General features: G+C 55.4%; 31 protein-coding genes. 9 read left to right on the forward strand and 22 right to left on the reverse strand.

Annotated elements, in window-relative coordinates; translation table 11 throughout:
• Positions 1–81 precede the first annotated feature (81 nt).
• Positions 82–561, forward strand: coding sequence for a prepilin peptidase (locus tag EDF75_RS15085; RefSeq protein ID WP_133600020.1), 480 nt, complete (start codon positions 82–84; stop codon positions 559–561).
• On the opposite strand, the gene bfr is transcribed toward EDF75_RS15085, so the two are convergent.
• The 11 genes from bfr to fkpA form a co-directional block, all read right to left on the reverse strand.
• Positions 538–1,014, reverse strand: a complete 477-nt coding sequence (gene bfr / locus EDF75_RS15090) for a bacterioferritin (protein ID WP_041142971.1) — start codon at positions 1,012–1,014, stop codon at positions 538–540. The genes EDF75_RS15085 and bfr overlap by 24 nt on opposite strands.
• A 73-nt stretch (positions 1,015–1,087) precedes the next feature.
• Entirely contained in the window at positions 1,088–1,282 is a 195-nt protein-coding gene (gene bfd, locus EDF75_RS15095) for a bacterioferritin-associated ferredoxin (RefSeq protein WP_071844856.1), read from the reverse strand.
• 182 nt (positions 1,283–1,464) lie between these two features.
• The gene (tuf, locus tag EDF75_RS15100; protein WP_045854065.1) at positions 1,465–2,649 is read right to left on the reverse strand and encodes an elongation factor Tu; all 1,185 of its coding nucleotides are present in this window, start codon (positions 2,647–2,649) and stop codon (positions 1,465–1,467) included.
• Positions 2,650–2,718: 69 nt separating this feature from the next.
• A complete protein-coding gene (gene fusA / locus EDF75_RS15105; RefSeq protein WP_041142973.1) occupies positions 2,719–4,833 on the reverse strand; it encodes an elongation factor G in 2,115 nt (704 codons plus the stop codon).
• 96 nt (positions 4,834–4,929) lie between these two features.
• Entirely contained in the window at positions 4,930–5,400 is a 471-nt protein-coding gene (gene rpsG, locus EDF75_RS15110) for a 30S ribosomal protein S7 (protein WP_004106370.1), read from the reverse strand.
• 96 nt (positions 5,401–5,496) lie between these two features.
• The gene (gene rpsL, locus EDF75_RS15115; RefSeq protein WP_045854063.1) at positions 5,497–5,871 is read right to left on the reverse strand and encodes a 30S ribosomal protein S12; all 375 of its coding nucleotides are present in this window, start codon (positions 5,869–5,871) and stop codon (positions 5,497–5,499) included.
• A gap of 124 nt (positions 5,872–5,995) precedes the next feature.
• On the reverse strand, positions 5,996–6,283 hold the full coding sequence (gene tusB, locus EDF75_RS15120) for a sulfurtransferase complex subunit TusB (RefSeq protein WP_133600021.1): 288 nt from the start codon (positions 6,281–6,283) through the stop codon (positions 5,996–5,998).
• 7 nt (positions 6,284–6,290) lie between these two features.
• Positions 6,291–6,650, reverse strand: coding sequence for a sulfurtransferase complex subunit TusC (gene tusC / locus EDF75_RS15125; RefSeq protein ID WP_041142975.1), 360 nt, complete (start codon positions 6,648–6,650; stop codon positions 6,291–6,293).
• Positions 6,650–7,036, reverse strand: coding sequence for a sulfurtransferase complex subunit TusD (gene tusD, locus EDF75_RS15130; RefSeq protein ID WP_133600022.1), 387 nt, complete (start codon positions 7,034–7,036; stop codon positions 6,650–6,652). The genes tusC and tusD overlap by 1 nt, the downstream gene beginning before the upstream one ends.
• Complete coding sequence (locus tag EDF75_RS15135; RefSeq protein WP_004868391.1) at positions 7,036–7,758, reverse strand: helix-turn-helix transcriptional regulator; 723 nt, start codon at positions 7,756–7,758, stop codon at positions 7,036–7,038. Before EDF75_RS15135 ends, tusD begins: the two co-directional genes overlap by 1 nt.
• Positions 7,759–8,126: 368 nt before the next feature.
• Positions 8,127–8,957 carry an FKBP-type peptidyl-prolyl cis-trans isomerase gene (gene fkpA, locus EDF75_RS15140; RefSeq protein WP_041142977.1) on the reverse strand — a complete coding sequence of 277 codons (831 nt, stop codon included), beginning with the start codon at positions 8,955–8,957 and terminating at the stop codon, positions 8,127–8,129.
• Positions 8,958–9,179: 222 nt separating this feature from the next.
• On the opposite strand from fkpA, the gene EDF75_RS15145 reads away from it, so the two are divergent.
• A complete protein-coding gene (locus tag EDF75_RS15145; protein ID WP_041142978.1) occupies positions 9,180–9,398 on the forward strand; it encodes a protein SlyX in 219 nt (72 codons plus the stop codon).
• A gap of 81 nt (positions 9,399–9,479) precedes the next feature.
• Here EDF75_RS15145 and slyD read toward each other — a convergent pair whose 3' ends face one another.
• The 4 genes from slyD to kefG form a co-directional block, all read right to left on the reverse strand.
• Positions 9,480–10,079, reverse strand: a complete 600-nt coding sequence (gene slyD / locus EDF75_RS15150; protein ID WP_041142979.1) for a peptidylprolyl isomerase — start codon at positions 10,077–10,079, stop codon at positions 9,480–9,482.
• Positions 10,080–10,173: 94 nt separating this feature from the next.
• Complete coding sequence (locus EDF75_RS15155) at positions 10,174–10,374, reverse strand: YheV family putative zinc ribbon protein (RefSeq protein ID WP_013364433.1); 201 nt, start codon at positions 10,372–10,374, stop codon at positions 10,174–10,176.
• Between the two features lie 13 nt (positions 10,375–10,387).
• Entirely contained in the window at positions 10,388–12,193 is a 1,806-nt protein-coding gene (gene kefB, locus EDF75_RS15160) for a glutathione-regulated potassium-efflux system protein KefB (RefSeq protein ID WP_133600023.1), read from the reverse strand.
• Entirely contained in the window at positions 12,180–12,746 is a 567-nt protein-coding gene (kefG, locus tag EDF75_RS15165; RefSeq protein ID WP_133600024.1) for a glutathione-regulated potassium-efflux system ancillary protein KefG, read from the reverse strand. Before kefG ends, kefB begins: the two co-directional genes overlap by 14 nt.
• Before the next feature lie 172 nt (positions 12,747–12,918).
• Between kefG and EDF75_RS15170 the strand changes: the two genes are divergently transcribed.
• From EDF75_RS15170 to EDF75_RS15185, 4 genes are all read left to right on the forward strand, one after another.
• Entirely contained in the window at positions 12,919–14,823 is a 1,905-nt protein-coding gene (locus tag EDF75_RS15170) for an ABC transporter ATP-binding protein (RefSeq protein WP_133600025.1), read from the forward strand.
• 262 nt (positions 14,824–15,085) lie between these two features.
• Positions 15,086–16,045 (forward strand): hydrolase, encoded by a 960-nt coding sequence (locus EDF75_RS15175; protein WP_463666787.1) that lies wholly within the window; start codon positions 15,086–15,088, stop codon positions 16,043–16,045.
• Positions 16,042–16,260: a YheU family protein gene (locus EDF75_RS15180; protein WP_041142984.1), complete on the forward strand. Its 219-nt coding sequence runs from the start codon at positions 16,042–16,044 to the stop codon at positions 16,258–16,260. Before EDF75_RS15175 ends, EDF75_RS15180 begins: the two co-directional genes overlap by 4 nt.
• Before the next feature lie 36 nt (positions 16,261–16,296).
• Entirely contained in the window at positions 16,297–17,166 is an 870-nt protein-coding gene (locus EDF75_RS15185; RefSeq protein ID WP_041142985.1) for a phosphoribulokinase, read from the forward strand.
• A gap of 57 nt (positions 17,167–17,223) precedes the next feature.
• On the opposite strand, the gene EDF75_RS15190 is transcribed toward EDF75_RS15185, so the two are convergent.
• Positions 17,224–17,628, reverse strand: coding sequence for an OsmC family protein (locus tag EDF75_RS15190; protein WP_133600026.1), 405 nt, complete (start codon positions 17,626–17,628; stop codon positions 17,224–17,226).
• Between the two features lie 306 nt (positions 17,629–17,934).
• Between EDF75_RS15190 and crp the strand changes: the two genes are divergently transcribed.
• Together crp and EDF75_RS15200 are read left to right on the forward strand one after the other, a co-directional pair.
• Complete coding sequence (crp, locus tag EDF75_RS15195; RefSeq protein WP_000242758.1) at positions 17,935–18,567, forward strand: cAMP-activated global transcriptional regulator CRP; 633 nt, start codon at positions 17,935–17,937, stop codon at positions 18,565–18,567.
• Between the two features lie 52 nt (positions 18,568–18,619).
• Positions 18,620–20,698 carry a YccS/YhfK family putative transporter gene (locus tag EDF75_RS15200; protein ID WP_133600027.1) on the forward strand — a complete coding sequence of 693 codons (2,079 nt, stop codon included), beginning with the start codon at positions 18,620–18,622 and terminating at the stop codon, positions 20,696–20,698.
• Here the strand turns inward: EDF75_RS15200 and argD are convergent.
• From argD to ppiA, 5 genes are all read right to left on the reverse strand, one after another.
• Entirely contained in the window at positions 20,688–21,908 is a 1,221-nt protein-coding gene (gene argD, locus EDF75_RS15205) for a bifunctional acetylornithine/succinyldiaminopimelate transaminase (protein WP_133600028.1), read from the reverse strand. The two genes, EDF75_RS15200 and argD, sit on opposite strands and share 11 nt — an antisense overlap.
• Positions 21,909–21,997: 89 nt before the next feature.
• Positions 21,998–22,561, reverse strand: a complete 564-nt coding sequence (gene pabA, locus EDF75_RS15210; RefSeq protein ID WP_133600029.1) for an aminodeoxychorismate synthase component 2 — start codon at positions 22,559–22,561, stop codon at positions 21,998–22,000.
• A gap of 44 nt (positions 22,562–22,605) precedes the next feature.
• Entirely contained in the window at positions 22,606–23,196 is a 591-nt protein-coding gene (locus EDF75_RS15215) for a putative adenosine monophosphate-protein transferase Fic (protein ID WP_133600030.1), read from the reverse strand.
• A complete protein-coding gene (locus EDF75_RS15220) occupies positions 23,186–23,353 on the reverse strand; it encodes a YhfG family protein (RefSeq protein ID WP_123709749.1) in 168 nt (55 codons plus the stop codon). The genes EDF75_RS15215 and EDF75_RS15220 overlap by 11 nt, the downstream gene beginning before the upstream one ends.
• A gap of 109 nt (positions 23,354–23,462) precedes the next feature.
• Positions 23,463–24,032: a peptidylprolyl isomerase A gene (gene ppiA / locus EDF75_RS15225; RefSeq protein WP_045854052.1), complete on the reverse strand. Its 570-nt coding sequence runs from the start codon at positions 24,030–24,032 to the stop codon at positions 23,463–23,465.
• 277 nt (positions 24,033–24,309) lie between these two features.
• Here ppiA and tsgA point away from each other — a divergent pair, with 277 nt between their 5' ends.
• Positions 24,310–25,494 (forward strand): MFS transporter TsgA, encoded by a 1,185-nt coding sequence (gene tsgA / locus EDF75_RS15230; RefSeq protein WP_123709748.1) that lies wholly within the window; start codon positions 24,310–24,312, stop codon positions 25,492–25,494.
• Positions 25,495–25,500: 6 nt separating this feature from the next.
• On the opposite strand, the gene EDF75_RS15235 is transcribed toward tsgA, so the two are convergent.
• A complete protein-coding gene (locus EDF75_RS15235; RefSeq protein ID WP_133600031.1) occupies positions 25,501–26,823 on the reverse strand; it encodes a cytosine deaminase in 1,323 nt (440 codons plus the stop codon).
• Positions 26,824–26,852: the final 29 nt, after the last annotated feature.

Raw genomic sequence — 26,852 nt, forward strand, 5'->3', positions numbered from 1 at the left:
GTAAAGCCAGCCATCGCGCTTTGCCGTTAATACCTTGCCTGGTCAGAATCGACGTAAACAACTCATCCGTCGGGATATCGCATGTACATGACACTCCCCTTCCTGCTTTTCTACTGCGGGTTTTCTCTGGCGCTCTGCTGGCACGACCTGCGGTATGGGCTGCTTCCCGACCGTTTGACCTGTCCCCTGCTCTGGCTTGGACTGCTGTTTTATCTTTGTCTGATGCCGTCGGGCCTGGAAAATGCCGTCTGGGGTGCCATCGCGGGGTATCTGGTCTTTGCTTTAGTCTACTGGGTTTACAGAGGGGTTCGCGGGTATGAGGGGTTAGGCTATGGCGACGTGAAATTTCTTGCCGCTCTCGGCGCCTGGCACGGCTGGCAGTCGCTGCCGCAGCTGGTATTCATGGCGACGCTCATCGCCTGCGCCACGCTGCTACTGCGCGTCGTTATCTTGAATCGCCGGGAGGTTATGAACAACCCGCTGCCGTTTGGCCCTTTTTTGGCTGCAGCGGGTTTCTACTGTGGATGGCAAACGCTTTTAGTCAGCAACTTTAATCTGTGACTGGAGATAATTCTGCAGGCCAATTTTGCCGATCAGGTCCAGCTCGGTTTCCAGCCAGTCAATATGGCCTTCCTCATCGGCAAGGATTTCAATCAGCATATCGCGACTGACATAGTCGTGGACGCTGTCGGCATAGGCGATAGCCTCGCGTAAATCTTTGGCGCCTTCCAGCTCCAGCCTTAAATCGGACTGCAGCATCTCCTCAACGTCTTCACCGATACCCAGCTTACCGAGATCCTGTAGATTGGGCAGTCCTTCAAGAAACAAAATACGCTCGATATATTTATCGGCGTGCTTCATTTCATCAATCGATTCATGGTATTCGACATCGTTGAGGCGCATCAGGCCCCAGTTCTTGAACATCCTGGCATGGAGAAAGTACTGATTTATTGCGACAAGCTCATTTCCCAATAATTTATTGAGATAACTTATGACTTTGACATCACCTTTCATTATATAGTCCCTCCGCTTCCACTCATTGAAGCGTAGTTCGCACTATATAGATGTCAAAGAAAAGCCGGAGGTCTCAGGCGATCTCTTTATATTCCGGCATGCGTGTTAATTCATCTTCCATGATCTCACGTGCGGCGCGGACGCATTTACCGCATTGATTTCCAACGGGAATAAACTTACGCAACTGCTGAAAAGATTGAGGGTGAAATTGACGCACGGCCTGACGAATTTTTTTATCGTTTACACCATTACACAGACAAACGTACATATTCACTCCCGTTCAATTTATGCACAAAGTGTAAATGAGAATAGTTATGATTACAATAGTCTCTCTATATAATAGATCCGATAAGGCACTTTTTTATATTAGTCTTTCTCGTGCTTAGCGGGTCTAAATGGCGGACAGCAAAAAGGGCGCCGAAGCGCCCTTTTTAATTCAGAACTAAAGGATTAGCTCAGAACTTTAGCAACAACGCCCGCACCTACAGTACGGCCGCCTTCACGGATTGCGAAACGCAGACCGTCGTCCATCGCGATCGGGTGGATCAGGGTAACAACCATTTTGATGTTGTCGCCCGGCATTACCATCTCTACGCCTTCCGGCAGTTCGATGGTGCCAGTCACGTCAGTTGTACGGAAGTAGAACTGCGGACGGTAGCCTTTGAAGAACGGAGTATGACGGCCGCCTTCATCTTTGGACAGGATGTAAACTTCAGATTCGAATTTGGTGTGCGGCTTGATAGAACCCGGCTTAGCCAGTACCTGACCACGTTCGATTTCTTCACGTTTGATACCACGCAGCAGAACGCCAACGTTCTCACCAGCACGGCCTTCGTCCAGCAGTTTGCGGAACATTTCAACGCCGGTACAGGTAGACTTAGCAGTCTCTTTGATACCAACGATTTCAACTTCTTCGCCAACTTTAACGATACCGCGCTCTACACGACCGGTAACAACAGTACCACGGCCGGAGATGGAGAATACGTCTTCGATAGGCAGCAGGAACGGCTTGTCGATAGCACGTTCTGGTTCCGGGATGTAAGAATCCAGGTAGCCAGCCAGTTCAACGATCTTAGCTTCCCACTCTGCTTCGCCTTCCAGCGCTTTCAGAGCAGAACCACGGATGATCGGAGTGTCATCGCCCGGGAAATCGTACTGAGACAGCAGTTCACGAACTTCCATCTCTACCAGTTCCAGCAGCTCTTCGTCATCAACCATGTCGCATTTGTTCAGGAACACGATGATGTACGGAACGCCTACCTGACGACCCAGCAGGATGTGCTCACGAGTCTGCGGCATCGGGCCGTCAGTCGCAGCAACAACCAGGATCGCGCCATCCATCTGAGCAGCACCGGTGATCATGTTTTTAACATAGTCGGCGTGGCCCGGGCAGTCTACGTGTGCGTAGTGGCGAGTCGGGGTGTCATATTCAACGTGGGAAGTGTTGATGGTGATACCACGAGCTTTTTCTTCCGGTGCGTTATCGATCTGGTCGAATGCACGAGCAGAACCACCGTAGGTTTTAGCCAGAACGGTAGTGATTGCAGCGGTCAGAGTAGTTTTACCATGGTCAACGTGGCCGATAGTACCGACGTTGACGTGCGGTTTTGTACGTTCAAATTTTTCTTTAGACACGGCTATATTCCTTACTATAGCGCTCTCCCCTTCAGGAGAGAGCACGGGATTTTGGTTTAACCCTACGGCTTATTTACCACGGGCTTCGATTACGGCCTGAGCAACGTTGTTCGGTGCGTCATCATACTTCAGGAACTCCATGGAGTAAGAAGCACGACCTTTGGTCAGAGAACGCAGCTGAGTTGCATATCCGAACATTTCAGACAGCGGAACTTCAGCGTGAATCACAACGCCAGTAACGTTGGATTCTTGACCACGCAGCATACCACGACGACGGCTAAGGTCACCGATGACGTCACCAGTGTTCTCTTCCGGAGTCTCTACTTCAACCTTCATGATCGGCTCAAGCAGAACTGGTTTCGCTTTCTTAAAGCCATCTTTGAAGGCAATAGAAGCGGCCAGTTTAAACGCCAGCTCGGAGGAGTCAACGTCATGGTAAGAACCGAAGTGCAGACGCACGCCGAGATCAACTACCGGGTAACCTGCCAGCGGACCAGCTTTCAGCTGTTCCTGAATACCTTTATCAACGGCAGGGATGTATTCGCCAGGAATTACACCACCTTTGATGTCGTTGATGAACTCGTATCCTTTCGGATTTGAGCCCGGCTCCAGTGGGTACATGTCGATCACAACGTGACCATACTGACCGCGACCACCAGACTGCTTAGCATGTTTACCTTCGATATCGGTAACTTTAGAGCGAATCGCTTCGCGGTAAGCAACCTGAGGTTTACCGACGTTCGCTTCAACGTTGAATTCACGTTTCATACGGTCAACGATGATGTCGAGGTGCAGCTCACCCATACCGGCGATAATAGTCTGGTTAGTTTCTTCGTCAGTCCATACGCGGAATGACGGGTCTTCTTTAGCCAGACGGCCCAGAGCCAGACCCATTTTTTCCTGGTCAGCTTTGGTTTTCGGTTCAACGGCGATCGAGATTACCGGCTCCGGGAACTCCATACGCTCCAGGATAATCACATTATCCTGGTCACACAGGGTGTCACCGGTAGTCACTTCTTTCAGACCAATCGCTGCAGCAATGTCGCCCGCACGAACTTCTTTGATCTCTTCACGTTTGTTGGCGTGCATCTGTACGATACGGCCCAGACGTTCACGTGCTGATTTCACCGGGTTGAACACGGTGTCGCCAGAGTTAACAACGCCAGAGTAAACGCGGAAGAAGGTCAGGTTACCAACAAACGGGTCGGTAGCAATTTTGAACGCCAGCGCAGCAAACGGCTCGTTGTCATCAGAGTGACGAACTGCCGGAGTGTCTTTACCGTCGTCCAGGATACCGTTAATCGCAGTAACATCAGTCGGCGCTGGCAGGTATTCAACAACCGCATCCAGCATCGCCTGAACACCTTTGTTCTTGAATGCAGAACCACAGGTAACCAGGATAATTTCGTTGTTAAGTACGCGCTTACGCAGAGAAGTTTTGATCTCTTCTTCAGTCAGCTCTTCGCCACCAAAGAATTTCTCCATCAGTTCGTCAGAACCTTCAGCAGCGGCTTCAACCAGTTTCTGGCGCCATTCTTCAGCCAGTTCCTGCATATCAGCTGGGATCTCTTCGTATTCGAAGGTCACGCCCTGATCGGCTTCGTTCCAGTTGATAGCTTTCATTTTCACCAGGTCAACAACACCGGTGAATTTCTCTTCTGCGCCGATAGCCAGCTGCAGAGGGACCGGATTCGCGCCCAGACGCTTTTCAATCTGATCAACAACTTTCAGGAAGTTAGCACCCATACGGTCCATTTTGTTAACGAACGCGATACGTGGAACTTTATATTTGTTTGCCTGACGCCATACGGTTTCAGACTGTGGCTGAACACCACCAACAGCACAGTAAACCATTACCGCACCATCAAGAACACGCATGGAACGTTCTACTTCGATAGTGAAGTCAACGTGCCCTGGGGTGTCGATGATGTTGATGTGGTGTGGTTCGAACTGTTTAGCCATTCCTGACCAGAAACAGGTAGTCGCAGCGGACGTGATGGTAATACCACGTTCCTGCTCCTGCTCCATCCAGTCCATGGTGGCTGCGCCATCATGAACTTCACCGATTTTGTGGTTTACACCAGTGTAGAACAGAACACGTTCGGTAGTTGTTGTCTTACCGGCATCGATATGAGCGCTGATACCAATGTTACGGTAGCGCTCAATGGGTGTTTTACGAGCCATTTGATTCCTCGTTTGTTTCTTTAGGCGTTCAGTTAAGTTATCCAAAACGGGCGACTTACCTGAAGCGCCCGTCTGGTGACTATGACTCCGAAGGGATTACCAACGGTAGTGAGCGAACGCCTTGTTGGCTTCTGCCATGCGGTGTACGTCTTCACGTTTCTTAACTGCAGTACCTTTGTTGTCTGCAGCATCAGAAAGTTCGTTCGCCAGACGCAGAGCCATGGATTTATCACCACGTTTACGAGCAGCTTCAACGATCCAACGCATTGCCAGGGCATTACGACGAACCGGACGGACTTCAACTGGAACCTGATAAGTAGAACCACCAACGCGGCGGGACTTAACTTCTACAGTCGGGCGAACGTTGTCGAGAGCGACTTCGAAAGCTTCCAGTTCATTTTTACCAGAACGCTGAGCCAGGGTCTCCAGCGCGCTGTATACGATAGCTTCTGCAGTAGATTTTTTACCATCTACCATCAGGATATTTACAAATTTTGCCAGCAGTTCTGATCCGAACTTAGGATCCGGAAGAATTTTACGCTGACCAATGACGCGACGACGTGGCATGGGAATACTCCGTTGTTAATTCAGGATTGTCCAAAACTCTAAGAGTTTAGTTTGACATTAAGGTAAAACAGTTTGGCCTTACTTAACGGAGAACCATTAAGCCTTAGGACGTTTCACGCCATATTTGGAGCGAGATTGCTTACGGTCTTTAACGCCGGAGCAGTCAAGCGCACCACGAACGGTGTGGTAACGAACACCCGGAAGGTCTTTTACACGACCGCCACGGATCAGGATCACGGAGTGTTCCTGCAGGTTGTGACCTTCACCACCGATGTAGGAAGTCACTTCAAAACCGTTGGTCAAACGCACACGGCATACTTTACGCAGTGCGGAGTTTGGTTTTTTAGGAGTGGTAGTATATACGCGAGTACATACGCCACGTTTCTGCGGGCAGGCTTCCAGTGCAGGCACGTTGCTCTTTGCAACTTTGCGTGCGCGTGGTTTGCGTACCAGCTGGTTAATTGTTGCCATTAAATAGCTCCTGGTTTTAGCTTTTGCTTCGTAAACATGTAATAAATCGCCTCAGATAATATGAGGACGCAGAATTCTAGGGCGGTGCCGAAAAGGTGTCAAGAAATATACAACAATCCTGCCATTACCAGGCCAACTGTCCAGGGTGTTTGAGCGCCAGTCTGACGAAATCAGTATAGCCAACCCTGATGACACTGCCCGCAATTTGCCCCGTCAGGCCGCGGGCTTCAATATCATCCTGCAGCGCATGGATGGTTATGGGGGCGGAAAGCAGGATTTCAAGGTAGCGCCCGCCGGCGGCTGCCGCGATGACGCCATCGGAAAGCAGCAGCAGATCGTCGCCATCCTTTACCAGACGCAGCATCGCTGCCAGATCGGTATGCCATGGGGAAACGCTAAGAGTGTGGAGCATAGTGGCCTCAGAAGCGCAGAATCACGTTGAAATCATCGAGCCGGGCACGCAGCGCCTCTGGCTCCAGCCACTCGCCGTCTATGACCCACTGCGTGGAGGGCGACAGACCGCGCTCGCGGGCAGAAGCGGCGCACATCCAGCACTGTTCGATATCATACAGAGAGAGCAGCTTAAAGGTTGCGATATAGTCGCGGGCCAGAATGGCCCCTGGCCGCTGCTCCGGCAGCAGCTGAAACACGCCGTCGCCGATAAAGAAAACGCCGAGCTCATCGGTCAGCGCTGAGGTAGCCAGCAGGGCATCCAGGCCTTCCCGGCCAGACGCGGAGCCATGAGGCGCGGAGGAAAAAACAAAGGCAACGCGTTTCATCAGAACTGCACCATCCGATCGCAGGTTAATGCAGCTTCCGCCAGCGCCCCAAGGCCGCTGAGCGTGAATCCGGGTTGCAGATTATGCGCGGACAAACCAAGCTGCTGCGCCTCATGCTCGTCCGTCACCCCGCGTCTCAGCGCCGCCGCAACGCAGATATGCAGCGAAACAGCATGCGCTTCGTGTAATTTTTGCCATGCCCGCACGAGGTCAAACTCATCGTTGGCGGGAGCGGTCAGGTGATTCGCGTTATAGACGCCTTCGCGATAGAAAAAGACGCAAATCAGCTCATGCCCCTCCTCCAGCACGGCCTGCGCAAACTGCCAGGCGCTGCTGGCCTGCTGCGTACCGTAGGCCGGGCCCGTCACCGTAATGGCAAAACGCATTACTTATCCAGACCCTGGAAATCACCGCTTTTGAACTGGCGGATATAGAGATACACCGTGTGCTTCGAGATATTCAGGCGATCGGCAACCTGGTTAATAGCATCCTTGATATCAAAGATCCCTTTCTCGTAAAGATTCAGGACGATCTGACGATTTTTGGCGTTATTGGAAACGTTGCGATCGGCATTTACTTCTTCAATCGTAAACTCGAGGGTTTGCGCGACCAGATCGTCAACCGATGAGGCAAAGTTGACCTGCGAGTTCACTTCCGGCGTTTCCGGCGGAATAAAGGTGCTCATGATCTGGGAGAACGGGACATCGAGGTTCATGTTAATGCACAAAAGGCCGATAACCCGGTGCTCACGGTTGCGTATCGCAATCGTCACCGACTTCATCAGCACTCCGCTTTTAGCGCGAGTAAAATAGCATTTGGAAACGCTGCTATCAGCTCCAGTCATATCGTGCAGCATACGCAGCGCCAGGTCAGTGATTGGCGAGCCGATTTGACGACCGGTATGTTCACCGTTGGCGATGCGAATGGCGGAACATTTCAGATCCTGTAAAGAATGCAGCACGATTTCACAGTGGGAACCAATGAGCATCGCTAACCCGTCCACCACCGCTTCATAGGATTTTAGGATATCGAAGTCGGTCTGGTCGAAAGGACGTTGATCCAGCAGGTCAAGCTCGCTGGTTTCGTTGGTTAAAAGCGACCTGGACATGAAAAAAAGCACTCCTTTTCAGGAGCCTGTCATTTTTTACACAAAACCGTTCAAGGTACGCCAAGGCGGCAAATCTGAGACAAATTCGTCAGCAGCGAATTTGACCAGCCGAAGGCTGGCTCTTGTAAGAGACAAGGTTATCTCTTATCGATACCCAGGACCGAATCCAGTAAGAGGCTGGAGTCAGCAAATGCAGCCAGCTCAGAGGCAGCTTGAAGGATGAGGTGTAGCTTGTCAGGGCAGGCTCATCGTCATTAATAAGATTAAGCTATCTAAAGTAATACAGCGCTTGAGGCACTTTCCAGTTTTAATTATATCTGCCCCAAATAAAAAAGCCGCCGCCTTTGAGGGCGGCGGCGTCAATTCCATTACTTCTTAGCGTCTGCGCTCGCTGCATCCGCTTTTGCGTCAGCGGCAGCTTCAGGCTTCGCATCCGCTTTCGGAGCCGGTTTGATATCCAGCAGCTCTACGTCGAAGACCAGGGTAGAGTTAGCCGGGATACCCGGAACGCCGGTTTTGCCGTATGCCAGATCCGGTGGGATAACCAGCTGGATTTTACCGCCTTTCTTAATGTTCTTCAGGCCTTCAGTCCAGCCCGGGATCACGCCGTCCAGACGGAAAGAGAGCGGCTCACCGCGGGTGTAGGAGTTATCGAACTCTTTACCGTCGATCAGCGTCCCTTTGTAGTTCACAACCACGGTATCGCTGTCTTTCGGCGCGTCACCGGTACCGGCTTTCTCGACTTTATACAGCAGGCCAGATTTAGAGGTTTTCACGCCCTTCTCTTTAGCGAAGGTGTCGCGATAGGCTTTGCCTTTAGCATCGTTCTCAGATGCATCTTTTTCCATTTTTTGCTGAGCAGCAGTTTTCACACGAGTTTCAAATGCTTGCAGAGTCTGTTCGATTTCCTGATCGGAGAGTTTGCTCTTATCGGCAAATGCGTCCTGCACCCCAGCGATCAGCTGATCTTTATCCAGTTTAATGCCCAGTTTTTCTTGTTCTTTCAGGGAGTTTTCCATGTAACGTCCCAGCGATGCACCCAGCGCATAAGCAGATTTCTGATCGTCATTTTTAAATGCCGATTTGCTTTCCGTTGCAGGTGCCGTCTTTGCAGCGGTATCCGCAGCAAAGGTCAGCGGTGCATTCAGCGCGACGGCCATTGTGGTCGCCAGCAGCGTTACTTTAAACAGTGATTTCATCCATTTCTCCAGGGCCGGGGCATCTCACCCCAGGGTTAGCGTAAAAAGCAAAAAATGTACTATAGAACGTTGCAGGACAAATCTACATACGGACGTACCTGAATATCGCCTCTTTTCAGACTATTTTTGTATGAATTAGTTTCCTGTCCGGCGTTACGATGCTGCACGAATGCTGAAAATTCAGTAGAATCCGCCCGCGAGATAAGACAGAAGAGGTTACTCATGCACGATAGCAAACTGGAGACTCGCCTGGCGGAGCTGGAAAGCCGGCTGGCGTATCAGGAAATCACCATTGAAGACCTCAACAAGACCGTTACCGCCCATGAGATCGAAATGGCAAAGATGCGTGAACATATGCGTCTGATGGTAGAAAAGCTGAAGGCGACGCAGTCATCGTATATCGCATCGCAGTCTGAAGAGACGCCGCCTCCACATTATTAAGGCGTAAAAAAAGCGGGTTTCCCCGCTTTTTATCGCCGGCAGCGCTAGCCAACGCGCCTGCGGCTTGTAAGACGACAGCTCTTAGTGACAGCCGCAGCCGCCGTTACCGCCACAGCCGCCTTTGCCATGTTCGTGACCGTGGTCGTGGTCATGGCTGTGACCGTGGCCACCGCAGCATCCGTCATGATCGTGGTCATGGTCGTGATCGTGACCATTCGCGCCGTGCACGTGACCGTGTTCCAGCTCTTCAGCCGTCGCTTCACGAATCGCCACAACTTCAACGTTGAACTTCAGGTTTTGGCCAGCCAGCATGTGGTTACCGTCAACAACTACGTGCTCGTCGTCAACTTCGGTAATTTCAACCGGTACCGGACCCTGATCGGTTTCCGCCAGGAAACGCATGCCAACCTGCAGCTCATCAACGCCCATGAAGACGTCTTTAGGAACGCGCTGAACCAGGTTTTCGTCGTACTGGCCGTACGCATCGTTCGCGCCGACAGCAACGTCAAATTTGTCGCCCACTTCATGACCATCCAGCGCAGTTTCCAGGCCGGAAATCAGGGAACCGTGACCATGCAGGTAGTCCAGCGGCGCGCTTACCGGAGACTCATCAACCAACACACCGTCTTCTGTACGTACCTGATAGGCCAGGCTGACCACCAGGTCTTTTGCTACTTTCATGATATCTCCTGAGCATGGGAAGAATAGTGGCGCAGATTGTAGCGGAATTCTGCAGCCGTGTACCCTCTAGCTTAAAAAAAGGCGACAGATAACGCTAGTCCGGATGAAAAATGCCGATCACTTGTTCGTCTTTACGTACGTGCTCGCGGGCCTCTTTATCCGCCTCGCGCATCTGGTGTCCGCACTTAACACACTCAACAATATCGACATTATTTTCCCGCCACATTGCCAGAGAATCCTGGGCCTGGCACGCCGGGCATTTTGCCCCGGCGATAAAACGTTTACGCACTGCCATAATGATTTACCCTTTATTCAAACTCATCCCAGCCGTCAAGCTGTCTGCTCTCTTTCTGCATTTCACGCTGAAAAATCTCCTCCAGCTCCCGCCGGGCTTCCCGCACGCGCGATATCTGCAGAGTATCAGTATGTACCGGCATTAACTCTCGCAGCATTCGCATATCCAGACGACGGAAGTGCAGCTGCGCGCGCTGCGCCTGATGCGGATGCATTCCGACGCTGACCAGCGCCTTGCGCCCCAGCTCCAGCGCGCTGGAGAAGGTTTCGCGCGAGAACTGCGCCACGCCGGCCTGCAGCAGCTCATGGGCCTCTACGCGGCCCCGCGCTCGCGCCAGAATATGCAGATGCGGGAAATGCTGCTGGCACATCTCAACCAGCTTCATGGTATCTTCCGGCTCGTTGCAGGTAATCACGATTGACTGCGCATCTTCCGCGCCCGCCGAGCGCAGCAGCTCCAGCTGCGTCGCATCGCCGAAGTAAACCTTATAGCCATATTTACGCATCAGGTTCACCGCGCTAATGTCGCGCTCAAGCACGGTAATGCGCATTTTGTTGGCCATCAGCAGACGGCCAATAACCTGACCAAAGCGGCCGAAGCCGACGATAATCACCTGCGGTTTATCATCCTCAACCCACGGCGCTTCGTCCTCTTCCTCCGGCTGGTTAAAGCGTCGGGAGAGCACGGAATCAATCAGGGTCATCAGCAGCGGCGTGGTCATCATCGACAGCGTAACCGTGACCAGCAGCAGCGCCATCTGATCATTTTCGAACAGCCGCAGCGAAGCCGGTAACGAGAACAGCACGAAGGCAAACTCCCCGCCCTGGCTCAGAACTCCGGCAAACTGCATCCGCTCCGAGCTGCGAAGGCCGTACACCCGCGCCAGAACGTACAGCACGAGAGCTTTCACCATCACCAGCGCCGCGACGCTGGCGGCAACCCACAGCAGATGGGTGTAGAGAACGCCCAGATTCAGCGCCATGCCAACGGAGATAAAAAACAGGCCGAGCAGAAGACCTTTAAAAGGCTCAATGGCGATTTCCAGCTCGTGGCGATATTCGCTTTCTGCCAGCAGCACCCCGGCGATAAAGGTCCCCAGCGCCATCGACAGGCCGAGTGCATCCATAAACAGCGCCGAACCCAGCACCAGCAGCAGCGTCGCGGCGGTAAAAACCTCCCGCACGCCGGAGGCAGCGATAAAGCGGAACACCGGCCGCAGCAAAAAGCGGCCGCCGATCAGCATGCCGGCAAAGGCCAGCACCTTCATCCCTATCGTCACCCAATCAAAGCGATCGTCGCCGGAGCCGGCCAGCAGCGGCACCAGCGCCAGCGCGGGGATCACCGCCAGGTCCTGAAACAGCAGAACGGAGAACCCCAGCTGTCCGGACTCACTGCGGCTCATCCCCTTCTCGCGCATCAGCTGCAGCGCCATCGCCGTAGAGGACATCGCTAAGCCAATCCCGCCGACAATCGCCGCCTGCCACGTGAATCCGGTGACCATCAGCAGACCGCCGAGGATTGCCGCGCTGCACAAAACCTGGGCCGCGCCAACGCCAAAGATGGAGCTTCTCAGGCGCCAGAGCTTCGACGGGTTGAGCTCGAGCCCGATGATAAACATCAGGAACACCACGCCCAGCTCGGAGAAATGAAGAATTTCATCGACGTCGCTGATGAACCCCAGCCCCCACGGGCCAATGGCGATCCCGGCGAGCAGATAGCCAAGTACCGCGCCAATGCCCAGCCGGGCGGCCAGCGGTACCGCGACGACGGCGGCGAACAGAAACAGCACGCCAGCCAAAAGCAGATCAGCTCCCGCCATTGATTACTCCTCCTGTCGCGATGGGGTTGGCCAACCAGTCACGATAGGCGCGCGCATGGCTTTTCAGATCGGCGGGCGATTGCCGGCGGGCCCAGTAGACAATAATCGGGCTCATCCAGTGCATCCGGCACATGCCGGCAGTCAGTTCGAAAGGACGCAGAATATCGTTCATTGGATAGCGGTTAGCGTCGCGACGGTAGGCGCTTTCCGGCTCGCCGGTGGTGATCACGCTACGCCAGTACTTTCCCGCCAGCTGATTTCCCCCGGCGCCGCTGGCAAAACCGCGGCTCAGCACTCTGTCCAGCCACTCTTTTAGCAGCGCCGGGCAGCTCCACGTATAGAGCGGATGCTGGAAAACAATCACCTCATGCTGACGCAGGAGATCCTGCTCCCAGGCAATATCGATAAAAAAATCGGGATAGTGTGCGTAAAGATCGTGCACGGTGACGTTCGGCAGCTGTAAGGCCGGTTCAAGCAAAACCCGGTTGGCCACGGAATCCTGAGATTCTGGGTGGGCATACAGCAGCAAAACCTTCGCTGTCTGAGACATCATTCCCCTCCCAACGTCTTGTAGTGGCCTGAACAACGGCTGCGCCTCAACGCAACCAGAATGACTTTGTGTATCGTCTTCATTTTGGGCTACCATTGCGGCCCGGTGGAGCTATTTGCTACCACATTACATTATCATAATGACAAATTAACATAGTCTGAACATACGGCGCCTTATGATTGTTTTCTCCTCGTTACAAATTCGTCGCGGCGTACGCGTCCTGCTGGACAACGCCACCGCTACCATCAATCCTGGCCAAAAGGTCGGTCTGGTGGGCAAAAACGGCTGCGGTAAATCCACGCTGCTATCGCTTTTGAAAAACGAGATTAGCGCCGACGGCGGCAGTATGACCTTTCCGGGCAACTGGCAGCTGGCGTGGGTTAATCAGGAAACCCCTGCTCTGGCGCAGCCGGCCATTGATTATGTTATTGACGGCGATCGGGAATATCGCCAGCTCGAGGCTGATTTAAATCAGGCCAACGAGCGCAACGACGGTCACGCCATTGCGACGGTACACGGCAAGCTGGACGCCATTGACGCCTGGACCATCCGCTCACGCGCCTCGAGCCTGCTGCACGGCCTGGGCTTCAGCAACGAACAGCTGGAGCGCCCGGTGAGCGACTTCTCCGGCGGCTGGCGCATGCGCCTCAACCTGGCGCAGGCGCTGATTTGCCGCTCCGACCTGCTGCTGCTGGATGAACCGACTAACCACCTCGATCTCGATGCGGTGATCTGGCTGGAAAAGTGGCTCAAAAGCTATACCGGCACGCTGATCCTTATCTCGCACGATCGCGATTTTCTCGATCCTATCGTCGATAAAATTATACATATCGAACAGCAAAATATGTTCGAGTACACCGGCAACTACAGCTCGTTCGAAATACAGCGCGCCACCCGTCTGTCGCAGCAGCAGTCGATGTATGAAAGCCAGCAGCTGCGCGTCGCCCATCTGCAAAGCTATATCGATCGCTTCCGCGCCAAGGCCACCAAGGCGAAGCAGGCCCAGAGCCGCATTAAAATGCTGGAGCGCATGGAGCTTATCGCCCCGGCCCACGTCGATAACCCGTTCCACTTTAGCTTCCGCGCGCCGGAAAGCCTGCCCAACCCGCTGCTGAAAATGGAAAAAGTCAGCGCTGGCTACGGTGAACGCATTATCCTCGACTCGATCAAGCTGAATTTGGTTCCCGGCTCGCGCATCGGCCTGCTGGGGCGCAACGGCGCCGGTAAATCGACGCTCATCAAGCTGCTGGCCGGCGAGCTGCAGCCGCTGCAGGGCGAAGTGGGGCTGGCAAAAGGGATTAAGCTGGGCTACTTCGCTCAGCATCAGCTGGAGTTTCTGCGGGCGGATGAATCGCCGCTGCAGCACCTGGCTCGCCTGGCGCCGCAGGAGCTGGAGCAGAAGCTGCGCGACTATCTCGGCGGCTTCGGTTTCCAGAGCGATAAGGTCAACGAAGCAACCCAGCGCTTCTCCGGCGGCGAAAAAGCGCGCCTGGTGCTGGCGCTGATCGTCTGGCAGCGCCCTAATCTTCTGCTGCTCGATGAACCGACTAACCACCTTGACCTCGATATGCGCCAGGCTTTAACCGAAGCGCTGATTGATTTCGAAGGCGCGCTGGTGGTGGTATCGCACGATCGCCACCTGATCCGTTCGACCACCGACGATCTCTATCTGGTCCACGACGGCAAGGTTGAGCAGTTCGACGGCGATCTGGAAGATTACCAGCAGTGGCTGAGCGACTCGCAGAAGCAGGAGAGCCAGTCGTCCGACGCGATCAAAGATAACGGCAACAGCGCCCAGTCCCGAAAGGACCAGAAGCGCCGGGAAGCGGAGCTGCGCACCCTGACTCAGCCATTGCGCAAAGAGATTACCCGTCTTGAGAAAGAGATGGATAAGCTCAACGCCCAGCTCGCGCAGGCGGAAGAGAAATTAGGCGACAGCAGCCTGTATGACGCATCCCGCAAAGCGGACCTGACCGCCTGCCTGCAGCAGCAGGCCAGCGCTAAATCAGGTTTGGAAGAGTACGAAATGGCCTGGCTGGAGGCGCAGGAACAGCTGGAGCAGATGCTGCAGGAAGGCTAAGCCCTGCGGGCCGAGCGCGCGGCCTCGACGGTTCAGTGGCAGTGAGCTTTCGGGGCCACTCTTCATGCCGCAAAAGGCCCTATAGCACCCGCTCTTTTTCGCGTAATCTCCACCGGCTGGCCACAAGACCACATATTGGCTAACCTGCGCACTGCATGCGCGGTATAGTGTTTATAAGATTATTAATTGCTCTGGTGCTATGGTTGAAATCACCCCTACAGAAATGACGCCCCCCGAAGACGACTCGCGCGAGTTTCACCCGATGCGCGGCGTGGGCAATCGTCATCTGCAAACCATGCTGCCGCGACTGATCCGCCGCAAACTGGGCTTTACTCCACACTGGCAGCGCCTTGAACTCCCCGACGGTGATTTTATCGATTTGGCCTGGAGCGAAGATCCCGAATCAGCCCGCCATAAGCCGCGGCTGGTGGTTTTTCACGGTCTGGAAGGAAGCCTGCACAGCCCTTACGCTCACGGTCTGATCCACGCGGCAATGCAGCGCGGCTGGCTCGGCGTGGTGATGCATTTCCGCGGCTGTAGCGGCGAGCCTAACCGTAATAACCGCATCTACCACTCCGGAGAGACGGAAGACGGCACCTGGTTCCTGCGCTGGCTGCAGCGCGAATTTGGTCCCGCGCCTACCGCCGCCGTCGGCTATTCGCTGGGCGGCAATATGCTCGGCTGCCTGCTGGCAAACGAGGGCGACAGCGTCCCGCTCGACGCGGCGGTCATCGTGTCGGCTCCGTTCATGCTGGAAGCCTGCAGCTACCATATGGATAAAGGCTTCTCCCGCGTCTACCAGCGCTATCTGCTTAACCTGTTAAAAGCGAACGCCGCGCGCAAGCTGAAAGCCTACCCGGGCTCACTGCCGGTTGATTTACGCCAGCTCAAAGGCATGCGGCGCATTCGCGAGTTTGACGATACCATCACCGCCAAAATTCACGGCTTTGCCGATGCGCTGGACTACTATCGTCAGTGCAGCGCGATGCCGCGCCTGAGCGATATCACGAAACCCACGCTGATCATTCACGCGAAAGACGATCCGTTCATGGACCATCATTCCATTCCGCCGCAGGAGCAGCTGCCGGCCAACGTCGAGTACCAGCTGACCGAACAGGGCGGGCACGTCGGGTTTGTCGGCGGCACGCTGCGCAGGCCGGAGATGTGGCTGGAAAGACGGATCCCGGACTGGCTAACGCGCTGGCTGGAAGGAAAAAAATGATTATTCCCTGGCAGGATCTGGATCCCGAAACGCTGGATAACCTGATTGAAACCTTTGTGTTGCGCGAAGGCACCGATTATGGTGAACATGAACGCTCGCTGGCCGATAAGGTTGCCGATGTAAAACAGCAGTTGAAAAGCGGAGAGGCCGTACTGGTGTGGTCAGAGCTGCACGAGACGGTCAACATCATGCCCCGCAAGCAGTTCCACGGCTAAGGCGGCGCCACACCATCGTTTAATCTGGGAGTTGATATGTCTGCCAAACATCCGGTGATTGCCGTCACGGGCTCCAGCGGCGCGGGAACCACCACCACCAGCCTCGCCTTTCGCAAAATCTTCGCCCAGCTGAACCTGCGTGCCGCCGAAGTCGAGGGCGATAGCTTCCATCGCTATACCCGCCCGGAAATGGACATGGCGATCCGCAAAGCGCGGGATCAGGGGAAGCACATCAGCTATTTTGGTCCGGAAGCGAACGACTTCGGCCTGCTGGAAAACACCTTTCTCGAATACGGACGCAGCGGAACCGGCCAGTCGAGAAAATATCTGCATACCTATGACGAGGCCGTGCCGTGGAATCAGGTACCGGGCACCTTCACGCCCTGGCAGCCGCTGCCGGAGCCGACCGACGTCCTGTTTTACGAAGGGCTGCACGGCGGCGTTGTCACCCCGCAGCACAACGTGGCGCACAATGTCGACCTGCTGGTGGGCGTCGTACCCATCGTCAACCTGGAGTGGATCCAGAAGCTCATCCGCGATACCAGCGAGCGCGGGCACTCCCGCGAAGCGGTGATGGATTCGGTCGTCCGCTCAATGGAAGATTATATTAATTTCATCACCCCGCAGTTCTCGCGTACCCATATCAACTTCCAGCGGGTTCCCACCGTTGATACGTCGAACCCCTTCGCCGCGAAAGGTATTCCCTCGCTGGATGAAAGCTTTGTGGTGATCCACTTCCGCAACCTGCAGGATATCGACTTCCCGTGGCTGCTGGCGATGCTGCAAGGGTCGTTTATCTCGCATATCAATACGCTGGTGGTACCGGGCGGCAAAATGGGGCTGGCGATGGAGCTGATCATGGCGCCGCTGGTTGAACGGCTGATGGCGGGGAAAAAGATCGGTTAAGCCGGTAAACACCCCGGCTGCGCGACGCAAACCGGGGCGACGGGCTGGCCTTTCGGCTTAGCCCTCGATAACCTCGTACGAATGCGTGATATTTACCGCTTTTTGCAGCATCAGCGCCACCGAGCAGTATTTCTCCGCCGACAGGTCCACCGCCCGTGAAACGGCCGCATCCTTCAGCTCGCGGCCGGTGACGATAAAATGCAGGTTGATGTGGGTAAACAGGCGCGGCGCCTCTTCCCGACGCTCTGAGGTCAGCTTCACCTCACAGTTGGTCACATCGTGACGTCCTTTCTGCAAAATTGAGACCACGTCGATGGCACTACAGCCGCCGGCGGCCATCAGCACCATTTCCATCGGGCTCGGCGCTTTATCCCCGGAGTTACCGTCCATCAAAATCTGGTGGCCGGAGGCCGACTCACCGATGAAGGTTAACCCTTCCACCCATTTCACACGAGCTTGCATAAAATTTAACTCCAAGGTTGCAATTTTCCTGACAGATTACGCGCACATAACAAATCTCGCAACGGAAGGCGACCTGCATCATGCTGAAGCGAGACACCAGGAGACACGCGGCAAAAGCTATGCTAAAACAGTCAGGATGCTACAGTATTACATTGATGTACTGCATGTATGCAGAGGAATTCACATTACAGGCTGAAGAAAAATCACCAGCCAGCTTCCCAGGCATAGGGAAACAATACGATTGCATGCCCGGATGCCGTGTAGTGTCGGCACCCGGAGATAGCTTATAACAGAGGATAACCGCGCATGGTGCTTGGCAAACCGCAAACAGACCCTACCCTCGAATGGTTCTTGTCTCATTGCCACATTCATAAGTACCCATCTAAAAGCACGCTGATCCACCAGGGTGAAAAAGCAGAAACGTTGTACTACATCGTCAAAGGCTCTGTGGCTGTGCTCATCAAGGATGAAGAAGGCAAAGAGATGATTCTCTCTTACCTCAACCAGGGCGATTTCATCGGTGAATTAGGCTTGTTCGAAGAAGGCCAGGAGCGTAGCGCCTGGGTACGTGCGAAAACCGCATGTGAAGTGGCCGAAATCTCCTATAAAAAATTCCGTCAGCTGATCCAGGTAAACCCGGATATTCTGATGCGTCTCTCGTCGCAGATGGCCCGCCGTCTGCAGGTTACCTCTGAGAAAGTCGGTAACCTTGCCTTCCTCGACGTCACCGGCCGTATCGCCCAGACGTTGCTGAACCTGGCAAAACAGCCTGACGCCATGACCCACCCGGACGGTATGCAAATCAAAATTACCCGTCAGGAAATCGGTCAGATCGTCGGCTGTTCACGTGAAACCGTTGGCCGTATTCTGAAGATGCTGGAAGATCAAAATCTGATCTCCGCACACGGTAAAACTATCGTCGTCTACGGCACGCGCTAAGCTGATAAAACGGCGTGTTGCTCCCGCAATACGCCGTTTTTGTTTTCCCTCTATGTGGCGCAGGCTGATTTACCACCCGGAAGTCAACTACGCACTGCGGCAAACGCTGGTGCTGTGTTTGCCGGTCGCAATTGGCCTCCTTCTCGGCCATCTGCAGCAGGGCCTGCTGTTCTCGCTGGTTCCCGCATGCTGCAACGTCGCCGGCCTTGATACGCCGCATAAGCGCTTCTTTAAACGCCTGATTATCGGCGGCTCGCTCTTTGCAGGCTGCAGCCTGATCGTTCAGCTCCTTCTCCAGCAGGATATCCCGCTGCCTTTAATTCTCAGCGGCCTGACCCTTCTCCTTGGCGTCACGGCAGAAATCAGCTCGCTGCACGCGAGGCTGCTGCCCGCCTCGCTGATTGCCGCCATCTTTACCCTGAGCCTCGCCGGCAATATGCCGGTCTGGGAGCCGCTGCTGATCTACGCGCTCGGCACGCTGTGGTACGGGCTTTTCAACTGGTTCTGGTTTTGGCTGTGGCGCGAGCAGCCGCTGCGCGAATCGCTCAGCCTGCTCTACCGGGAGCTGGCCAACTATTGCGAAGCCAAATACAGCCTGCTGACCCAGCATATCGACCCGGCAACCTCGCTGCCTCCGCTGCTTACCCGTCAGCAAAAGGTCGTCGACCTGATCACCCAGTGCTACCAGCAGATGCATATGCTGGCGGCCAATCAGCGTAACGATCATAAGCGCCTGCTGCGGGCGTTTCAGGTGGCCCTCGATCTGCAGGAGCATATTTCCGTCAGCCTGCATCAGCCGGAAGAGGTGCAGAAGCTGGTCGAACGCAGCCACGCGGAAGCGGTAATCCGCTGGAATGCGCAAACCGTCGCCGCCCGGCTAAGGGTGCTGGCGGATGACATCCTGTACCACCGCTATCCGCAGCGCTTTAACATGGATAAGCAGATCGGCGCCCTGGAGAAGATTGCCTCTCAGCACCCCGACAACCCGGTCGGGCAATTCTGCGCATGGCACTTCAGCCGCCTTGCCCGGGTGCTGCGCACCCAGCGCCCGCTGTACCCGCGTAACCTGATGGCCGATAAGGAACGGCGCCTGCCGCTGCTGCCTGCGCTGAAAAACTATCTCTCTTACAAATCGCCGGCTTTACGCAGCGCCGCCCGGATCTGCGTGATGCTCACCGCTGCGAGCCTGATGGGCAGCGCGCTAAACCTGCCTAAACCCTACTGGATCCTGATGACGGTGCTTTTCGTCACCCAGAACGGCTACGGCGCGACGCGGGTCCGCATCGTCCACCGCGCGGCGGGGACCCTTGCCGGCCTGGTGATTGCCGGACTGACGCTGCACTTCCACGTCCCGGAGGGCTATACGCTGACCGCGATGCTGATTATTACGCTGTTGAGCTATCTGATTATTCGCAAGAGCTACGGCTGGGCGATGGTGGGCTTTACCGTCACGGCGGTTTATACCCTGCAGCTGCTGACGCTCAACGGCGAGCAGTTTATTGTCGCCAGGCTTATCGATACGCTTATCGGGTGCCTGATTGCCTTCGGCGGAATGGTATGGCTGTGGCCGCAGTGGCAGAGCGGGCTGCTGCGTAAAAACGCCCACGACGCGCTGGAGGCGGACCAGGAAGCCATCCGCCTCATTCTCAGCGACGATCACCAGGCGCCGGCGCTGGCCTATCGGCGGATGCGCGTCAACCAGGCGCACAACTCGCTGTATAACTCGCTGAATCAGGCGATGCAGGAGCCCGGCTTTAACTCGCAATACCTTGACGATATGAAGCTGTGGGTCACCCATAGCCAGTTTATTGTCGAGCATATCAACGCCATGACCACGCTGGCCCGCGAGCACAATATGCTGACGCCGGATCTGGCCCGGCGCTATCTTGAATCCTGTGAGATTGCGCTGCAGCGCTGCCAGCAGCGGCTGGATACCGACGGGCCGGGTAGCGCCGGCGAGGTGAATATCATGGAGTCGCAGGATGCGGACGTGCCCCGCGGCCCGCTGAGCACCATGGAGCAGCACCTGCAGCGGATCCTCGATCATCTGAACACCATGCACACCATCTCATCGGTGGCATGGCGTCAGCGCCCGCATCACGGCATCTGGCTACGCGCAACTAAGCGCTAAGTACGCGCTGTACCGCCTGTGCGAAGCGCGCCATTCCTTCATCAATATCGCTCTCGTCAATGACCAGCGAAGGCACAAAGCGCATCACGTCAGGCCCGGCATTGAGCACCATAACGCCCGCCTCCGCCGCGGCATACAGGAAATCACGCGCCCGGCCGTGATGCTGAGGCTTCAGCTCAGCGCCGATCAGCAGCCCCATACCGCGAATATCGCTAAACAGATCGAAGCGAGCGTCAATCTGCTGCAGATGCTGCACAAAGCGCTCGCGCTTCGCGTTGACGCCGTCCAGTACCTCAGGCGTATTAATCAAATCAAACGCCGCGCCGGCGACGGCGCAGGCGAGCGGATTTCCCCCGTAGGTCGAACCGTGGGAGCCGGCATGGAACGCGCTGGCGATATCATGGGTGGTCAGCATGGCGCTAATCGGGAAACCGCCGCCGAGCGCTTTCGCGCTGGTCAGGATATCCGGCGTCACGCCGTAATGCATATAGGCGAACAGCGAGCCGGTGCGCCCCATTCCGCACTGCACTTCATCAAACACCAGCAGCGCCTGATGCCGATCGCAAAGTTCACGCAGGCCTTTGAGGAACTCCGGGGTCGCGGCCATCACGCCGCCTTCGCCCTGAATCGGCTCAACCACCACCGCGCAGGTGTGATCGTCCATTACCGCCTTCACCGCGTGCAGGTCGTTGAACGGCACGTGAACGATATCCGCCGGTTTTGGCCCGAAGCCATCAGAGTATTTTGGCTGCCCGCCAACGGAGACCGTGAACAGCGAACGGCCGTGGAAAGCGTTATGGAAGGCGATAATTTTGGTTTTATAGGGACTATGGCGGGTGATCGTGTAGTTACGCGCCAGCTTGAAGGCGGTTTCGTTGGCTTCAGTGCCGGAGTTCATAAACACCACGCGATCGGCGAAGGTAGCATCGACCAGCTTGCGGCCCAGGCGCAGCGCCGGTTCGTTGGTGAAAACGTTGCTGGTGTGCCACAGCGTTTCCCCCTGCTCATGCAGCGCTGCAACCAGCGCCGGATGGCAATGACCGAGCGCGGTGACGGCAATACCGCCCGCAAAATCAACGTACTCCTTGCCCTGCTGATCCCATACGCGGCTACCTTTACCTTTTACCGGAATAAACTCTGCCGGTGCATAAATCGGCAAAATAACCTCATCGAACGTGGCGCGGGTAATTGCCGGTTGCTCAGTTGCCATGTGATGCCATCCTTCTTCGTTATGCCATGATGATAGTGATATTATAATCACAAAATATGCATAAAAAATCAGTCAATGGCAACTACAAATCACCGCTTGAGGAAGTTTGCCAGTAGCTGATGCCCCTGCTCGCTAAGGATGCTTTCCGGGTGAAACTGCACCCCCTCGAGATCCCACTCACGATGGCGAATGGCCATAATCTCTCCGCTCTCGCTGCGGGCCGTCACTGCGAAGCAGTCAGGCAGGGTATCCGGGTCAATGACCAGGGAGTGATAGCGGGTCACGGTGAGGGGGTTGTTTAACCCCTGAAACACGCCGCGTCCGTCGTGGCTGATGGGGGAGGTTTTTCCGTGCATGACTTTGGCGGCGCGGACGATGGTCGCCCCGAAGACCTGGGCGATAGCCTGATGCCCCAGGCACACGCCCAGCAGCGGTACCTTTCCGGCATAATGCCCGATGACGGCCAGGGAAATCCCCGATTCATCCGGCGTGCAGGGGCCTGGTGAGATAACGATTTTCTCCGGCGCCAGCGCCGCGATCTCCTCCAGCGTCAGCTCATCGTTACGCTTAACCAGCACTTCGGCTCCCAGCTCGCAAAAATACTGGTACAAATTCCAGGTGAAAGAATCATAGTTGTCGATAAGCAGGATCATAGCGGCTCCGGAAAAAACAAAACCGGGCTATTCTACTCAGAACCTCACGCTTCGCTTACCACTTTGGCAAAGATCGCTTCCAGCGGCTGCGGATCGCCCATGGCCCCCAGCTGATTAGCCCGGCTCCACGCCTCGGGATCGATATCGCGCCAGTCGAGGATAAAGCCGGCATGAATCGCCAGCTGCTCAAAGAAAATACGCTGCGCCAGCCCGCTGCCGAGGCGAAAAGGGTGCAGCACATTGATTTCACCGTAGTACCAGCTAAGGCGCGCAGTAAAAGCGCTGCGGTCGAGGCCGCTAAGATAGCTCTCCTCTTCCAGAGCCCGCATCAGCGCGTTGCCCTCCTTTTCAATCCAGGCGAAATGACAAAAAGGCGTATCTCCCTGATAGATATCAATTTCCCTGAACCGTCCGGCCCAGGCAAAAATATCCTGGTAAAGCTGATGGTGAATCGCGCAGAGATAGGGCAGCCCGCGCCCGCGCGGCCCCAGGGGAATCGTTGCCGCGCGTAGGGAGGTTATCTCCAGCATGACCTGCTCGAGCCGCCGGGCCTGGCGAATACCGGGAAGATTGCGCAATACGTCGAGCACGGGGTAGAGATAGGGATCGCGGTCGTTGCCAAATTTACTGCTCATGACGCCCCCTCAGCTCAGCAAGGCGCGCCAGCGCTTCATCAGCGCTTAGCGTCACCAAAGGTACAGCGGCGCCTTCCAGCCGACGGCTGGCCTGAAAATTCACGTTTCGAGTCTGTTCCCAGAGCCGGGATTTCTGCTTATCGGTGAGTGAACGCATGCTCGCCTCTCTTGTCGTCCCCTGTGCCACAAGTATAAGCAGCAATTTCGGGTCACGCAGAAAGGCGGAAACAACGGCGCGAGCGTAGGCCGCCCGCGCGCGGGAGAGATTAAGGCAGAACCTTCGCGGAGAGGATCACAACGGGTTTGGACGGTACATTCTGGTACGGCCCAACGTTATGCGTCTGGACCTGGGAAATCTTGTCGGCGACGTCCATTCCTTTGACGACTTTACCAAACACCGCGTAGCCAAAATCGCGCTGTCCGTGATCGAGGAAGGCGTTGTCGGCGATGTTGATGAAGAACTGGCTGGTCGCGCTGTCCTGATCGGCGGTGCGCGCCATCGCGATGGTGCCGCGGGTGTTACGCAGGCCGTTATCCGCTTCGTTTTTGATTGGCGGGTTCGGCTGCTTTTGCTGCATCTGCTCGCTGAAGCCGCCGCCCTGCACCATAAAGCCAGGAATTACGCGGTGAAAAGTGGTGTTATTGTAGAAGCCGCTGTTCACGTACTTCAGGAAGTTATCGACGGAAATCGGTGCTTTCTGGCTATTTAACTCCAGCTCAATATTTCCCGCAGAAGTCGTCAGCAAGACATGAGGATCGCCCTTTGCTGCCATAGCCGGGGAGAAAGCGGAAATAGCGAAAACGGCAACCACCGCCGCCAGAGTTGATTTGAGCATCGAGATTCCTTAACGGAGCTGAAAAAAAGCAAGTGCATTGATTCTAAAGAGCCTTTGCATCCTGGGCCAGCCTTTTACCTAATTTTACGTAGCTGAAACAGTTGTAACGAGGCGCACTTCGCTCGGCCAAATCTATAAAAGCGATCTGCATCACACTAATCTATGCAAAAAGATCTACATTTCATAATAAACGTTTGCTTACATCACCCGAACGAATAAAATCTGTCCGCCCTGGCGCAGAGTCAACGCGCTTTACATTTCTATTCACAGGCCAGTCATGACTAACAGCAATCGTATCAAGCTCACATGGATCAGCTTCTTCTCCTACGCCCTGACCGGGGCGCTGGTGATCGTCACCGGGATGGTGATGGGCAATATCGCCGATTACTTCCATGTGCCCGTTTCGAGTATGAGCAACACCTTCACTTTCCTCAATGCCGGGATCCTGATCTCTATCTTCCTCAACGCCTGGCTGATGGAAATCGTACCGCTGAAAACGCAGCTGCGGTTTGGCTTTATCCTGATGGTACTGGCGGTAATCGGGCTGATCTTTGGCCACAGCCTGACGCTGTTCTCCGCGTCGATGTTTGTGCTCGGTCTGGTCAGCGGGATCACCATGTCGATCGGCACCTTCCTGATAACCCATATGTATGAAGGCCGCCAGCGCGGCGCGCGCCTGCTATTTACCGACTCCTTCTTCAGCATGGCGGGAATGATTTTCCCGATGGTTGCCGCCTATCTGCTGGCGCGCAGCATCGAGTGGTACTGGGTATATGTCTGCATTGGTCTGGTTTACGTCGCCATCTTCGTCCTGACCTTCGGCTGTGAATTCCCGGTGCTGGGCCATAAAGCACAGCAGGACAGTCAGCCGGTCGTCAAAGAGAAATGGGGTATCGGCGTACTGTTTCTGTCCATCGCCGCGCTGTGCTATATCCTTGGCCAGCTGGGCTTTATCTCCTGGGTGCCGGAGTATGCCAAGGGCCTGGGCATGAGCCTTGGCGACGCGGGTAAGCTGGTGAGCGATTTCTGGATGTCGTACATGATCGGTATGTGGTCATTCAGCTTCATTCTGCGTTTCTTCGACCTGCAGCGCATTCTTACCGTTCTGGCGGGCCTGGCAACGGTGCTGATGTACCTGTTTATTAACGGTTCGCCGGAGCATATGCCGTGGTTTATCCTGACCCTTGGCTTCTTCTCCAGCGCTATCTACACCTCGCTGATTACCCTGGGTTCGCAGCAGACCAAAGTCTCCTCGCCGAAGCTGGTTAACTTTGTGCTCACCTGCGGCACCATCGGGACGATGCTGACCTTCGTGGTCACCGGTCCTATCGTTGCCGCCAGCGGCCCGCAGGCAGCGCTGCAAACCGCTAACGGCCTCTATGCCGTGGTATTCGTGATGTGCATTATCCTCGGCTTCGTCTCCCGCCACCGCCAGCACGGCGCGCAGGCGGGGTCACACTAAGCCACGCTAGCCCTTTGGCCCCTTTGCATCCGCAGAGGGGCTATTGCGGGTAAAGAACAGCTCCTCCCCGCCTCTATCGGTCTGTATCCAGGTCTGCGCCAGCTGCGTGGTGGCAATAACCCGCCCCTGACGAATCGACCAGCGTACCGGCACCTGACAGCGCACGGCTTCAAAACCGTTTTCCGCAGGCAGAATAATCAGGTTAGCGGTATTGCCCGTGCTAATGCCGTAGTCGCTCAGACCAAAGGTGCGGGCGCTGTTGTCGGTAATCAGCTTCAGGCCGTCGTTAATCTGCTGGTAGCCCATCAGCTGACAGACGTGCAGTCCCATATGCAGTACCTGCAGCATATTGCCGGTGCCCAGCGGATACCACGGGTCGAAAACGTCGTCGTGACCAAAGCACACGTTGATCCCTGCGGCTATCAGCTCTTTTACCCGGGTAATACCGCGCCGCTTGGGGTAATCGTCGAAGCGCCCCTGCAGGTGGATATTCACCAGCGGGTTGGCGACAAAGTTAATTCCCGAGAGCTTCAGCAGGCGAAACAGCCGCGAGGTGTAGGCGCCATTATAGGAGTGCATGGCGGTGGTATGGCTGGCCGTAACCCGCGGGCCAATCCCCTCTTTTAACGCCAGGGCCGCGACCGTTTCGACAAAGCGTGACTGCTCATCATCGATTTCATCGCAGTGGATATCCAGCGGACGCTGATACTTCTGCGCCAGGCGAAAGGCGATATGCAGGGACTCAACGCCGTACTCGCGGGTAAATTCAAAGTGGGGAATAGCCCCCACCACGTCGGCGCCGAGACGCAGCGCCTCTTCCAGCAGGGCCTCCCCATTGGGGTAGGATAAAATCCCCTCCTGTGGGAAGGCGACTATCTGCAAATCTACCCACGGGGCTACCTCCTGCTTCACTTCCAGCATCGCTTTTAAGGCGGTCAGCGTCGGGTCTGAAACATCGACATGCGTGCGCACAAACTGTATGCCGTTGGCAATTTGCCACTTCAGGGTTTTCCACGCCCGGGCTTTGACGTCCTCATGGCTCAGCAGCGCCTTGCGCTCCGCCCAACGCTCAATACCCTCGAACAGCGTCCCGGATTGATTCCAGCTCGGCTCACCGGCAGTTTGCGTCGTATCCAGATGAATATGCGGTTCAATAAACGGCGGAATGGCCAGCCCACCGCGGGCGTTGAGCACTTCAAGACTCTCGCCGCGCGCGTCGCCCATCGGGGTAATATCGCCAAAACAGCCTTTATCTATTGCTATCTGCCATAGCCCGTCGCGGCCAGGCAGGCGCACGTTCTGAATCAACCAAAGTGGTGCTGCTGTCATCTTGATGGCTCCCGTTAACATTGCTTAAT

It is taken from the genome of Klebsiella sp. BIGb0149, assembly GCF_004362605.1.
In the GTDB taxonomy this organism is placed as follows: domain Bacteria; phylum Pseudomonadota; class Gammaproteobacteria; order Enterobacterales; family Enterobacteriaceae; genus Klebsiella; species Klebsiella terrigena.